Annotated in this window: 12 protein-coding genes; 9 read left to right on the plus strand and 3 right to left on the minus strand. The window is 59.6% G+C overall.

Annotation, left to right across the window (positions count from 1 at the left end):
- The first annotated feature begins 156 nt into the window (after positions 1–156).
- Genes MLC70_RS07755 through MLC70_RS07770 form a run of 4 tightly spaced genes read left to right on the plus strand, consistent with a single transcriptional unit; the run spans position 157 to position 4,165 of the window.
- Positions 157–1,605 (plus strand): sensor histidine kinase, encoded by a 1,449-nt coding sequence (locus tag MLC70_RS07755; RefSeq protein WP_248182768.1) that lies wholly within the window; start codon positions 157–159, stop codon positions 1,603–1,605.
- Complete coding sequence (locus tag MLC70_RS07760) at positions 1,595–2,995, plus strand: sigma-54-dependent transcriptional regulator (RefSeq protein ID WP_248182769.1); 1,401 nt, start codon at positions 1,595–1,597, stop codon at positions 2,993–2,995. Before MLC70_RS07755 ends, MLC70_RS07760 begins: the two co-directional genes overlap by 11 nt.
- Positions 2,988–3,893, plus strand: coding sequence for a DMT family transporter (locus MLC70_RS07765; protein ID WP_248182770.1), 906 nt, complete (start codon positions 2,988–2,990; stop codon positions 3,891–3,893). Before MLC70_RS07760 ends, MLC70_RS07765 begins: the two co-directional genes overlap by 8 nt.
- Complete coding sequence (locus MLC70_RS07770) at positions 3,890–4,165, plus strand: GIY-YIG nuclease family protein (RefSeq protein WP_248182771.1); 276 nt, start codon at positions 3,890–3,892, stop codon at positions 4,163–4,165. The genes MLC70_RS07765 and MLC70_RS07770 overlap by 4 nt, the downstream gene beginning before the upstream one ends.
- On the opposite strand, the gene MLC70_RS07775 is transcribed toward MLC70_RS07770, so the two are convergent.
- Positions 4,143–5,036, minus strand: coding sequence for an alpha/beta hydrolase (locus MLC70_RS07775; protein WP_248182772.1), 894 nt, complete (start codon positions 5,034–5,036; stop codon positions 4,143–4,145). The two genes, MLC70_RS07770 and MLC70_RS07775, sit on opposite strands and share 23 nt — an antisense overlap.
- A 135-nt stretch (positions 5,037–5,171) precedes the next feature.
- On the opposite strand from MLC70_RS07775, the gene MLC70_RS07780 reads away from it, so the two are divergent.
- On the plus strand, positions 5,172–6,191 hold the full coding sequence (locus tag MLC70_RS07780) for an alpha/beta hydrolase (protein WP_248182775.1): 1,020 nt from the start codon (positions 5,172–5,174) through the stop codon (positions 6,189–6,191).
- A 23-nt stretch (positions 6,192–6,214) separates the two neighbouring features.
- Positions 6,215–6,871: a YiaD family glycine zipper/OmpA-like lipoprotein gene (locus tag MLC70_RS07785; protein WP_248182777.1), complete on the plus strand. Its 657-nt coding sequence runs from the start codon at positions 6,215–6,217 to the stop codon at positions 6,869–6,871.
- A gap of 56 nt (positions 6,872–6,927) precedes the next feature.
- Here the strand turns inward: MLC70_RS07785 and MLC70_RS07790 are convergent, their stop codons facing one another.
- Positions 6,928–7,212 carry a hypothetical protein gene (locus MLC70_RS07790; protein WP_248182779.1) on the minus strand — a complete coding sequence of 95 codons (285 nt, stop codon included), beginning with the start codon at positions 7,210–7,212 and terminating at the stop codon, positions 6,928–6,930.
- Positions 7,213–7,433: 221 nt separating this feature from the next.
- On the opposite strand from MLC70_RS07790, the gene MLC70_RS07795 reads away from it, so the two are divergent.
- Positions 7,434–8,738: a S8 family peptidase gene (locus tag MLC70_RS07795; RefSeq protein WP_248182781.1), complete on the plus strand. Its 1,305-nt coding sequence runs from the start codon at positions 7,434–7,436 to the stop codon at positions 8,736–8,738.
- An 80-nt stretch (positions 8,739–8,818) separates the two neighbouring features.
- Here MLC70_RS07795 and serA read toward each other — a convergent pair whose 3' ends face one another.
- Positions 8,819–10,048 carry a phosphoglycerate dehydrogenase gene (gene serA, locus MLC70_RS07800; protein ID WP_248182782.1) on the minus strand — a complete coding sequence of 410 codons (1,230 nt, stop codon included), beginning with the start codon at positions 10,046–10,048 and terminating at the stop codon, positions 8,819–8,821.
- A 201-nt stretch (positions 10,049–10,249) separates the two neighbouring features.
- On the opposite strand from serA, the gene MLC70_RS07805 reads away from it, so the two are divergent.
- Entirely contained in the window at positions 10,250–11,653 is a 1,404-nt protein-coding gene (locus MLC70_RS07805) for an FAD-binding oxidoreductase (protein ID WP_248182785.1), read from the plus strand.
- Positions 11,653–12,330, plus strand: coding sequence for an SIR2 family NAD-dependent protein deacylase (locus MLC70_RS07810; protein ID WP_248182788.1), 678 nt, complete (start codon positions 11,653–11,655; stop codon positions 12,328–12,330). The genes MLC70_RS07805 and MLC70_RS07810 overlap by 1 nt, the downstream gene beginning before the upstream one ends.
- The last annotated feature ends 3 nt before the right edge of the window (positions 12,331–12,333 follow it).

A 12,333-nucleotide genomic window follows, 5' to 3' on the forward strand; every position in this document is an offset into this window, starting at 1 on the left:
TAAAATATAAAACCTTATTTAAACCAATAATTTATAGGATTTTCAGTGGTTAATTTTGTGTAAAGGAGGTTGTGGCTAAATGCCACATGTGGCAAAAATGTGTGACATTTTGTCGGAGTGACCGCTATGCAACGCCCGGTACTCAAGGCGGGGAGAATGTTCCGTTCTCTGCGCCTGACGCTGGTTCTCAGTATCGTGGTGCCGCTCATGCTGTTCAGTGGCCTGGCGATATACTTCGGCCTGACTGCGGTTGAGCGGAACCTGAATGAGCGTCTCCGTGAGGATCTTGAGCTGGTGTCCAGAGCGGTCAGTGGTCCGCTCTCCAGAGCTATGTCGGAAGGTGACGAGATCGTGATGGGTGAATCACTGGAGTCCATCTTCCGGATCGGTCGTGTGTACGGTGCCTCGGTTTTTGATGACGCGGGCAACCAGGTGGCCAGCCTGGGCGTTGCCGACAGTGACGTCCGTAGCAGCGAGAGTGCAGAGCGGGTGATTGCCAGCGGTGAACTGGGCGGGGCATTCCGCCGGGTGGATGGTGAATCCGTATTTTCCCAGTTCACCCCGTTGGTGGCTGAGGATGGCCGCATTCAGGGCCTGTTGCAGATTACCCGCAAGCGCAGTGATTTCCACAAACGGGTGGCTTCGAGCCGGCTGTGGGCCGTTATCATCTGGTCCGCCCTGTCGCTGTCGGTGATTCTGGTGGTCGTGCTTGGCCATTACGGCGCGGTGGGTCGTCACGTCAGTCGCTTGCTGGAAATCATGTATGGCATGGAGCCGGGCAACTGGCGTGTGGATGAACCGGCCGGCGGTCCCCGCGAGCTGCGACAGATACACGAAGGCTTGCAGGATATGGGCGAGCGTATGACCTCGGCAGAGCAGGAAATCAGTGAGCGGGTCATTCGCGAGCGGGAACTGGCGGAGCGGCTGGAGTACCAGGAAAAGGTCGCAATGATCGGCCGGGTGGCCGGCGGTGTGGCCCACGAACTGGGTGCCCCTCTGAGTGTTGTGCAGGGGCGCGCCAATATCCTGCGACGCGAAGGCCTGCAGGCGGGTCAGGATCGCCACTTGGGTGATATCGAACATCAGGTGGAGCGGATGACGCTGATCATCCAGCAGTTGCTGGACTGTTTTCGCCATGTGCCGGATTCAAGGCGCACCACGGACCTGGCGGCGGTACTACGGGACGTCACACGGCGACTCGGGGATGACGCCAAATGCAGCGCCACCTGCGTGAAGACCCATGGGCTGGACCAGCTGGCAGAGATCAAGGCAGAGCCCACTCGGCTGGAGCTGGCCTGTCTGAATGTCATTCGCAATGCCTGCCAGGCGAGTCAAACCCTCGTCGAGGTGTCGCTGCTGCGCAGGGACAAGCAGTGGGAAGTGCGAGTGGAAGATGACGGTCCGGGCATCGCCCCGGAGGTACGGGCGCGTGTTTTCGAACCTTTCTACAGCACCCGCCCTGCCGGTGAGGGCACCGGCCTGGGTCTGGCAGTCGTGGGCAGCGTTCTGAAAGAACACGGTGGCTACGCGGAGGTTGGCGAAAGCCAATACGGTGGTTGCTGCATGAGTCTGCTCTGGACGGAGGTAAATGCCGATGAACTCTGACCTGTCTTCGGTCCATCAACCCACCATTCTGCTGGTGGAGGACGATGCCAGCCTGCGCTCGCTGCTGGCGGAAGAGCTGGAACTGGATGGCTACCGGGTGGAAGTCGCGGCCACGGCAGAGGAGGCTCAAACCAAGGCGCGGGCCAGCATGCCGGATCTGATCGTATCGGATCTGCGACTTCCCGATGACGACGGTCTGTCGGTGCTGCGGGAGCTCCAGGCGGCGGGACGTTCGGTGCCCTTCATTATCATCACCGCGTTCGGTACGGTCGATCAGGCGGTGGATGCCCTGAAGGCCGGTGCAGATGATTTCCTTACCAAACCGCTGTCGACCGATCACCTGCGGCTGAAAATCAGACGTTTGTTGTCCCAGGCGGCAATCACCAGTGAGCTCGCCCGATACAAATCCCGCAGCGACGACGACGCGTCAATGGGGTTGGTGGGTAACAGCGCGGCCATGCGCCGCTTGCGCACGGAAATCCGCCAGGTGGCACGAAGCGGTGCCGCGGTTTTGATCAATGGCGAGAGTGGCACCGGCAAGGAGCTGGTGGCCCGGGCCATTCATGATGAGAGCGATCGGAAAGCCAAGCCCTTTCTGCCGGTAAACTGTGCAGGCATTCCCCAGGAATTGATGGAAAGCGAGTTTTTTGGTCACGAGGCGGGCGCGTTTACCGGTGCCAAGCAGGCGCGTAAGGGGCTGTTTGCGGAAGCCGATGGAGGGACGCTGTTGCTGGACGAAATTGGTGAAATGCCGCTGGCCCTGCAGGCAAAGCTGTTGCGCGTTCTACAAGAAGGCACGATCAAACCGGTGGGTGCTGATCACGAGGAGTCAGTGGATGTGCGCATCATCGCGGCGACCCACGTGAATCTGCTCAAGGCCGTGGAGGAGGGCTCGTTCCGGGAGGATCTGTATTACCGGCTGGAAACGCTGGCCTTGCTGGTGCCGCCTTTAAGAAACCGGGGCGACGATGTCGACCTGCTGTCGATGCACTTTCTCCGTGAGGCGGCCCGCCGTCATAACCGCGGTTTCATGCGCCTGAGTGAGGTGACATCGCAAACCCTGGTCGATTACCCGTTTCCCGGTAATGTGCGCGAATTGGGCAGTGCCATCGAGCGGGCTGTGACCTTCTGTGATGGTGATATCATCCAGCCCGAGCACCTGCCGGCGCGGATTCGAGAGCGCCAGGCGGAACCGCCATCCGGAGAAACCGATACCCGTTCTGCTAATCTGGCCGATTGGCCAACGCTGGAGACGGTGCAACAGAATTACGTCAGCAAGGTCATCAAAGCGGTGGATGGCAACAAACGCAGGGCTGCGCAGATACTGGGGGTCAATCGCCGCACGCTCTACCGCTGGCTTGACGCGGAGTCGGGAGAGAGCAATGCCTGATCAAAAACAGGCCATGCTTTACGGGTTGGCCACGGTGTTGTTGTGGTCAACGGTGGCCACCGCGTTCAAGCTGTCCCTGCGTGACCTGTCGCCGGTGCAGATGCTGGTGATCGCCTGTTCGGCATCGGTGCTGGTGATGGCGCTGATTCTGGTGGCGCAGAGGCGATGGCATCGGGTGTTCGAGCTGTCCGGCAAGCAGTATCTGCAGTCCATGGGAATGGGGCTGATCAATCCCTGCCTCTACTATTTTGTGTTGTTCGGCGCCTTTGACCGCCTGCCCGCCCAGGAGGCGCAGCCACTGAACTACACCTGGGCACTGGTGCTGGCTTACCTGTCGGTGCCCTTTCTCGGTCAGCGCCTGCAACGACTGGACGTGGTGGCGGGCCTGGTCTGTTATGCCGGGGTGGTGGTCATTGCCACCCGTGGTGATGTGCTGTCGCTGACGTTTTCCGATCCGCTCGGCGTCGGGCTGGCCATCGGCAGCACGGTGATCTGGGCGTCTTACTGGATCATCGCCACCCGGGATACCCGGGATCCGGTGGTGGGGCTGTTTCTCAACTTTCTCTGCGGGCTGCCGGTGATCGTCGCTGTCTGTGCGCTGACCGACGGCTTTGATGTTGCGCCGGGCACCGCGATGGCGGCGGCGGTTTATGTCGGGGTGTTCGAGATGGGCATCGCCTTTGTGCTGTGGTCCTACGCCATGAAAAAAGCCGAGAACACGTCCCGTGTGAGCAATCTGATTTTCATCTCGCCGTTTCTGTCTCTGGTGTTTATTTCGATGATTCTGGGTGAGGTGATCCTGCCATCAACTTACGTGGGGCTGGTGCTCATTGTCGCCGGGCTTTGGGTCCAGCAGCACAAAACCCGGGCAAAGCTGGCCGGAGTGAGCGGTTCATGAGCCGCTGGCATCTTTACATGGTGCGGACCGCACGGGGTGCGTTGTACACCGGTATTACCACCGATGTGGCGCGACGGTTTGCCGAGCATCAGGCCGGAGCGCCGAGGGGCGCCCGCAGCCTGAGGGGCAAGGGACCGCTTGAACTGGTGTTTTCGGTTGCGGTAAGCGATCGCAGCGTTGCCTCCCGGCTGGAGTGGCAACTCAAGCAGTGGCCACGTACCCGCAAGGAGGCGTTGGTGCGAGGGGAGGTTACGTTGCCTGATGTTGGCTGATATGGCTGGCGATGGCCTTGATGGCGTCGGTTGCCCGGTCGAGCTGTCCGGCGTGCACCTGGAACACGTGCCAGAGGCTGTTGTAGATCTCGAGATTTGTGTCGACACCCTGTTGCGCGGCGCGATCCGCGAGACGCCGGGCATCGTTGAGCAGAATCTCTTCGCTTCCCGCCTGGATCAGCAGCGGCGGCAGTCCGTTGAGATCGCCAAAAATCGGTGAAATGAACGGATGGGTGCGGGCTTCCTGGCCGCAATACAGGCGCGCGGCCTTGTCAATCCAGCGGGTCTGCAGCACCGGTTCGCGTTCCGGTGAATACAGCTGTTCGTGCGTGAGGTCGACCCAGGGCGACAGCACCGCGAGTGAACCCGGCAGTGGCCTGCCCTTGTCTCGCAGCCTCATGGCCAGCGCAATAGTCAGGCCGCCACCGGCTGAATCGCCGGCGATGGCGATGGACGCGGGCTCATGACCCTCCGTCAGAAGAGCTTCATAGGCTGCCTCGGCATCCTCCAGTGCGGCGGGAAACGGGTGCTCCGGAGCCAGTCGGTAATCGGGCGTAATGACGGCGCGTCCGCTCGCTTTGGCGAGATGGCCGGTCAGGCCGCGATGGGTCGAAGACGAACCGATGATGTAGCCGCCGCCGTGCAGGTAAAGCACGATGCCTGTTCCGGGCTGCCCGTGCTCGGTACGAGTGGCCGGTATCCCGCCGATACTGACGCTGGTGAACCTGCTGGCCCGGGGTGGAACCGAACTGCGGTAAGCCTGGGCAATCAGGGAACGTTGCAGGGAGACTGGCAATGCCGGGTGAAGCCATGGGCGGATGATTCGGCACATGGTCTGGCGCAAGCTGGCTTCAAGCACATTTTGCAGCATGGATTTCTCCGTGAGAATGATCAGGTTCTGCCCGTGATGAGACGGTGGTGTGCTAACCTAGTGCCGAATGCTCATGTGAGCAAGGGGCTTCAGGGCCATCAATACGACACATTCATGACAAGCGTGTAACTCTACGTGTACTGGAAAACAGATACCATAGAAATCCCGGACTGGCACCGTAGCTCGCTACTGGCGCGCCTGGAGCCGTTCGACCCTGCAGGAAACCGGGAACTGAGCGATGAGATGGTCGCCTACTGCCGGTTTTATGGGCTGGATCTCTGGGTGGAGCACCCCGATGTGCAGTACCATCAGGGGTATGTCAGCGCAGGGCGTCATCAAGTGATGGTGCATTACTTTCGTTCACCGGATGGTGCTGTGAGCAAAGGGACCGTGTTTATTCTGCATGGCTACTTTGACCACGTGGGGCTTTACAGCCAGCTGATAGATCGTTGTCTGGGTGCCGGATTCGATGTGCTGGCTTATGATCAGCCGGGCCACGGCCTGTCCAGCGGGACGCCTGCAGCCATTGGCAGCTTCCTCGAGTATCAGGCGGTGCTGTCGGAAGTGATCGCGGGGGTAAAAGGTAAGGTGAGAGAGCCCTGGTACGCCGTGGGCCAGAGCACCGGCGGAGCAATTCTGATTGATTATCTGCTGTCCAATCACCATGACCAGCAGAGCTCTGATTTCCGCCGCGTTGTTTTACTGGCACCCCTGGTCAGACCCGCAGGCTGGCTGGGCGCCAAGATGTTGCACAGTATCGCCAAGCCGTTTTTGACACGCTGGCGACGGGTATTCTCGCAGAACAGCGGCAACACCCGCTTTCTGCAGTTCCTTCGGGAGCACGATCCGCTTCAGGCACGGGCGGTTCACGTGGATTGGGTCAGTGCCCTGAGGCAGTGGGTGCCGCATATCGAATCCGCCAGACCGGTCAAATACCCGATTACTGTGGTTCAGGGTGAAAAAGACCTGACCGTAGACTGGCAACACAATCTGCGGATTATCAGAAACAAATTTTCCTCGGTTGAGGAACTGCGAATACCGGACGGTCGTCATCATCTGGTGAATGAAGCACAAGACTTGCAAGCAACGGTATTCAATACCATCATTGATACCTTTCTGAACGACCACGCAAGGCCCCTTTCCGAGGCCTGCTAGTAAAACAATCTCAGGAGAATGCTGTGAAGAAAACTATTCTCGCTTTCGCGGTTGCCACAGTTGGTCTGGGCGGCTGTATGACGTATGACCCCTACACCGGCGAAGAGAAAACCTCCAGCGCCACCAAGGGCAGCATCATTGGTGCCATCGGGGGTGCAGCCGTAGGTGCGGCGACCTCCAGCAAGAGTGATCGGGGTAAGGGCGCGCTGATCGGTGCCGCTGGCGGAGCGGCCATTGGCGGTGGCATCGGCTACTACATGGATAAGCAGGAAGCCCAGCTGCGTCGCCAGCTGGAAGGTTCCGGTGTTCGAGTGGTGCGTAACGGTGACGAGATCGAGCTGATCATGCCGGGCAACATCACGTTCGATACCAGCGAGTCGACCATTAAGCCGACCTTCAGCAATACGCTGGAGTCGGTCGGCCTGGTGCTGCAGGAATTTGACAAGACCATCATTCAGATCGAAGGCCACACGGACAGCACCGGTTCCCAGAGTTACAACCAGTTGCTCAGCGAGCGGCGTGCCGGTTCTGTCCGGGATTTTCTGCTGAACCAGGGCATTGAACCGAAGCGCACCCGCGCTGTGGGTTACGGTCCGCGTTACCCCATTGCCTCCAACGATTCAGCGTCCGGCCGGGAACAGAACCGTCGGGTTGAACTGACATTGGTGCCGATGCAGTAAGCGCGTCCAGCCAAAAAAACCCCGCCGCTTTGGTGCGCCGGGGTTTTTTCATGCCCTCAGTTGGTGTTGCTGGGGAGCCACTCCTCGATTCGGTCTTTCAGATTCTTGAGTTGGTCCTCGCCGGAATCACGGATCTCTCCGAGTTTTTGGCGGGCACCCTCAATCCGGTCCTCCAGTTGCTGCACCTTCTCAGAGAATTGTCGCTGAATTTCGGCCTCGGCCTGGTCATCTTTCGCCTTGGCCATTCTGTGTTCAGCGTCAGCCCTCAGGCTGTCGATTTGCTTACTCCAGCGCTCTGTCTGGGTTTCCAGCTTGCGTAACAGGGACTCCTTCATCGACATATCACTGCTCCTGTTGGTGAACGTGTGTGTTGATAAAACGCCTGTACTGCCATAAGCATGGTCGTTTTCCGGGGATTCTCAAGTCAAGGCGTTAGAGCGGCGTCTTAAAAGCGGTTCGGATACCGGGATTTGGCCCTCGTTGACATGGGTCTGCTACCGGCTCTGTGCCAGATTACGGCTCAACTAACAAAAGTTAACAACGACAACCAAGGATCGCCTCCATGACCCGCAGACTCATACCTTCAATGTGCCTAGGCCTCGCTCTGGCCGCCTCCGCCCCCATGCTTCACGGCAGTTTGCTGGGCGGACTGGGCCTTCTAGGGATTGGCGAGCCCGAGCCCAGTGTCGATGAGTCGCTGAAGCCCGGAGACCTGTTGCCGGGCCGGTACATCATCACGCTCGACAGCCGGATTCCGGAGTTGCTGGGGCTACCCTCTCTGCAAGCCAGTGTCGAGTCACTGCTGAGTGCGGTGGGGGGCGGCGAAGTACTCCACCTGTACGGCACAGCGCTCACCGGAGCTGCGGTCACCCTGACCGAGGGGCAGGCCAGCCTGCTGTCGGCACTGCCGGGCGTGTTGGCGGTAGAACCTGACCGTGTCGTGACCGTCAGCCTGCAGGAGCAGCAAAACGCCACCTGGGGGCTGGATCGGGTTGATCAGAGTTTCCTGCCGCTCGACAGCCTGTATCGTTATCCCGTCGTTGGTGGTGCGGGCAGCAATGTCTACATTATCGACACCGGCATACGGCCCAGTCACGCCGAATTCTCCGGCCGGGTCATTGAAGGACGGAACTTCGCCGCCAACCAAGCCGGGCTCCTGAGCTTCGGTAGCTTGCCTCTGCTCGGGCCCCTGCTGAACCTGGGTGGCGAAGCCGACCCCACCGATGTGACCGATTGCAATGGCCACGGCACTCACGTGGCCAGCACCGCGGTGGGTACGCAATACGGTGTCGCCAAGTCGGCGTCGGTGGCGGCGGTGCGGGTGCTGGACTGCTCTGGTGCCGGTGCTAACGCGGATGTGATTGCGGGCGTAGACTGGGTAGCCGCGAACCATCAGGCCCCCGCCATTGCCAATATGTCTCTCGGTGGCGGCAATTCCGTGGCACTGGATAATGCGGTGCGTGGTGCGATTGCGGCGGGCGTGACTTTTGTTGTTGCCGCCGGTAACAATAACACCGATGCTTGCTCCGGATCGCCTAACCGCGTCGAACGCGCGATCACGGTGGGCAGCACCACCCGTAACGATCAGCGCTCGTCTTTCTCCAACTTTGGCTCCTGCGTCGATGTCTTCGCGCCTGGCTCCAACATCACAGCCGCCTGGTTCCAGTCAGACACGGAAACCAATACCATCAGTGGCACCTCGATGGCCTCCCCGCACGTTGCGGGCATGGCTGCGCTGATTCTCGGCGAGCAGGCAAATCTTTCGCCGGATCAGGTCGCGGCGACTGTCCTGGATTTGTCCACCAGCAACGTCCTTAGTGGTCTCGGTGCAGGCTCCCCGAACTTGCTGATGCGGGTGCCGCAGTAAGCATCAGATTGTGATGTAGCCGGAACAAAAAAACGGGAGCCAATGGCTCCCGTTTTTTTAGGTCCGTCCTGTTCGTTGTATCAGAACAGTACGCGGCAGCGGATCGTGCCTTTCACTCCAAGCAGCTTCTTCAGCGCCAGCTCGCCATAGGCCTTGTCCACGTCGACCACCACATATCCGATGTCTTCCTTGGTCTGCAGGTACTGACCACAGATGTTGATGCCGTTCTCGGAAAACACCTGGTTGATCTCGGTCATCACGCCCGGCACGTTCTCGTGAATGTGCAGCAAGCGGTGCTGGTTCGGGTGGGAGGGCAGAGCCACCTCGGGGAAGTTCACCGACGACACGGAGGTGCCGTTGTCGCTGTACATGGCCAGCTTTTCTGCCACTTCGCGGCCGATGTTTTCCTGGGCCTCAATGGTGGACCCGCCCACGTGGGGCGTCAGAATGACATTGTCGAACTCGCGCAACGGAGAGATGAACTCCTCGTCGTTGGACTTTGGCTCCACCGGGAATACGTCGATGGCTGCGCCCAACAGCTTGCCGCTCTTGAGGGCATCGGCCAGGGCATCAATGTCCACCACGGTGCCGCGGGAGGCGTTCATCAGGATGGAGCCGGGCTTCATCTGGGCGAACTGCTCCGCCTTGAACATGTATTTGGTGGCCGGTGTTTCCGGAACGTGCAGGCTGACCACGTCAGAGATGTTCAGCAGCTCCTGCAGGGTGCCCACCTGGGTCGCGTTGCCGATCGACAGCTTCGAAACCACATCATAAAAGTAGACATCCATGCCCAGCCCCTCGGCCAGCACGCTGAACTGGGTGCCGATGTTGCCGTAGCCGATGATGCCCAGCTTTTTGCCACGGATTTCGTAGCTGTTCTTGGCGGACTTCAGCCACTCACCACGGTGCGCCATGGCGTTTTTCTCCGGCACGCCACGCAGCAGGAGAATCGCTTGTGCCAGCACCAGTTCTGCCACACTGCGGGTGTTTGAGAAGGGCGCATTGAACACCGCAACGCCACGGCGGGTCGCGGCCTGCAGATCCACCTGGTTGGTGCCGATACAGAAACAGCCCACGGCCACCAGTTTCCTGGCGGCATCAAATACTTTCTCGGTCAGCTGGGTGCGCGAGCGGATCCCGACGAAGTGCGCATCGGCAATCTTCTCAATCAGGTCTTCCTCGGCCAGCGAGTGAGTCAGATACTCGATGTTGGTATAGCCTGCGGCATTCAGGGTATCAATAGCAGATTGATGCACGCCTTCCAGCAGCAGGATCCGGATTTTGCTCTTTTCGAGAGACGTATTTGACATGGGCTTGCTTCCGAACCTTTCGTCACGTGAAATGACCTGGAACCAGTGATCGTCAGGCTGGCTCACAGAACAGGGGCGGTATGATACCATAAACGCAGATTTTCACAGCGCGTCGGATTGCCTGAATTAACTGTTTGGCGATTGCCCAGCGATCAGGCTCGAAATGACCGGCCGTCGAACCCTTACGAGACCTTTAGCCTCATGAATTCTGAACAGATTATCGACTCTCTCAGAGATCTGATTGCCACCGGCGATGCCCAGGGCAAGGTGCTGACCGACCCCGCGGACCTGGAAAACTACGGCAAGGACTGGACTAAAATCTATCCGCCGAAGCCGCTGGCCATTGTGTTGCCGAAAACCACCGAGCAGGTGCAGGCGCTGGTTCGGTTTGCCAACGACAATCAGGTCGCCCTGGTGCCGTCTGGCGGTCGCACAGGCCTGAGTGCCGGCGCGGTGGCCGCCAACGGCGAAGTGGTGGTGGCGTTCGATAACATGAACCAGATTCTGGATTTCAGCGCCAGCGACCGCACAGTCAAATGCCAGGCCGGCGTGGTGACGGAGCAGCTGCAAACCTTCGCGGAAGAGAACGGTCTCTATTACCCGGTAGACTTTGCCTCCGCCGGCTCCAGCCAGCTGGGTGGCAATTTGTCCACCAACGCCGGTGGTATCAAGGTTATCCGCTACGGTATGAGCCGGGACTGGGTGGCCGGCCTGAAAGTGGTGACCGGCAAGGGCGACGCGCTGGATCTCAACAAAGATCTGGAGAAGAACAACACCGGTTACGATCTGCGGCACCTGTTTATCGGGGCCGAGGGCACCCTGGGCTTCATCACCGAAGCCACCATGAAGCTTGCCCGCAAGCCGGACAACCTGACCGTACTGGTGCTGGGCCTGAACGATCTGACCAACACCATGGATGTGTTGCAGACCTTCCAGAAGCAGATTGATCTGACCGCCTACGAGTTCTTCTCCCATCAGGCCATGGGCCATGTGCTGGCCCACGGTCAGGTGCAGGCGCCGTTCGAAACCGAAGCGCCGTATTACGCCTTGCTGGAATTCGAGGCGGTGTCCGACCAAGTGATGGACGACGCCATGAGCCTGTTTGAGCAGTGTGTGGAGAACGGCTGGGTGCTGGATGGCGTGATCAGCCAGAGCGAGACTCAGGCCCAGAATCTGTGGCAGCTGCGTGAGCGGATTTCCGAATCCATCGCGCCGCGCACGCCCTACAAGAACGACATCTCTGTGGTGGTGTCCAAAGTGCCCGGTTTCCTGCAGGAAATCGACGCGGTAGTGACCGAGCATTATCCGGATTTCGAGATCATCTGGTTCGGTCATATCGGCGATGGCAACCTGCACCTGAATATCCTCAAACCGGAAGACATGGCAAAAGAAGACTTCTTCGAGAAGTGCCAGCAGGTCAACAAGTGGGTATTCGAGATCGTCGAGCGCTACCAGGGCAGTGTGTCCGCCGAGCACGGCGTGGGCATGACCAAGAAGCCCTACCTGCAATACACCCGCAGTGAGGCCGAGATTGCCTATCTGCGCGGTATCAAGCAGGTGTTCGACCCCAACAGTGTGATGAACCCGGGCAAGATCTTCGACTGATGCAGGATCACATCGTGGTACTGACCGGCGCTGGTATCAGTGCCGAAAGCGGGCTCTCTACCTTCCGTGATAACGGGGGGCTGTGGGAGCAGCACAGTGTGTACGACGTGGCCACGCCGGAAGCCTTTGCCCGCAATCAGGAGCTGGTGCTGCGTTTCTACAATGAACGCCGCCGCCAGCTTCAATCTGCACTGCCGAACCGGGCCCACCGGCTGCTGGCCGAGCTGGAACAGCGCTATCGCGTTACCGTGGTCACCCAGAACGTAGATGATCTGCATGAGCGCGGCGGCTCCTCCAGCGTGATCCATCTGCACGGTGAGCTCACCAAGGCCCGCAGTTCCCGCTTTCCTGAGCTGGTGTATGACATCGGCTATCGCGATATCAGCATGGGGGACACCTGCGATCAGGGCGCCCAGCTTCGCCCTCACATTGTCTGGTTCGGCGAGGAAGTTCCGATGCTGGAAAAGGCGGCGGAGGTCGTCCGTACCGCCGACCACCTGCTGATCGTGGGGACCTCGCTACAGGTGTATCCCGCTGCTGGCCTGGTATACGAAACCGATTTCGACGTACCTATCACTGTGATTGATCCAGGCGAACCCGCCTCTGTGTCCCGTGCCCGGATTATCCGCGAAGGCGCCTGCGAGGGCGTCGCCGAATGGATGGCCGCACTGGGCTGACCG

The organism is Marinobacter goseongensis (genome assembly GCF_023156235.1).
In the GTDB taxonomy this organism is placed as follows: Bacteria; Pseudomonadota; Gammaproteobacteria; order Pseudomonadales; family Oleiphilaceae; genus Marinobacter; species Marinobacter goseongensis.

Bases quoted from the DNA above. Each gene is read 5' to 3' on its own strand.
- MLC70_RS07810 (WP_248182788.1), top strand. From the start codon at position 11,653: ATGCAGGATCACATCGTGGTACTGACCGGCGCTGGTATCAGTGCCGAA.
- MLC70_RS07790 (WP_248182779.1), bottom strand. From the start codon at position 7,212: ATGTCGATGAAGGAGTCCCTGTTACGCAAGCTGGAAACCCAGACAGAG.
- MLC70_RS07760 (WP_248182769.1), top strand. From the start codon at position 1,595: ATGAACTCTGACCTGTCTTCGGTCCATCAACCCACCATTCTGCTGGTG.
- MLC70_RS07755 (WP_248182768.1), top strand. From the start codon at position 157: ATGTTCCGTTCTCTGCGCCTGACGCTGGTTCTCAGTATCGTGGTGCCG.
- serA (WP_248182782.1), bottom strand. From the start codon at position 10,048: ATGTCAAATACGTCTCTCGAAAAGAGCAAAATCCGGATCCTGCTGCTG.
- MLC70_RS07770 (WP_248182771.1), top strand. From the start codon at position 3,890: ATGAGCCGCTGGCATCTTTACATGGTGCGGACCGCACGGGGTGCGTTG.
- MLC70_RS07775 (WP_248182772.1), bottom strand. From the start codon at position 5,036: ATGCTGCAAAATGTGCTTGAAGCCAGCTTGCGCCAGACCATGTGCCGA.
- MLC70_RS07805 (WP_248182785.1), top strand. From the start codon at position 10,250: ATGAATTCTGAACAGATTATCGACTCTCTCAGAGATCTGATTGCCACC.
- MLC70_RS07795 (WP_248182781.1), top strand. From the start codon at position 7,434: ATGACCCGCAGACTCATACCTTCAATGTGCCTAGGCCTCGCTCTGGCC.
- MLC70_RS07765 (WP_248182770.1), top strand. From the start codon at position 2,988: ATGCCTGATCAAAAACAGGCCATGCTTTACGGGTTGGCCACGGTGTTG.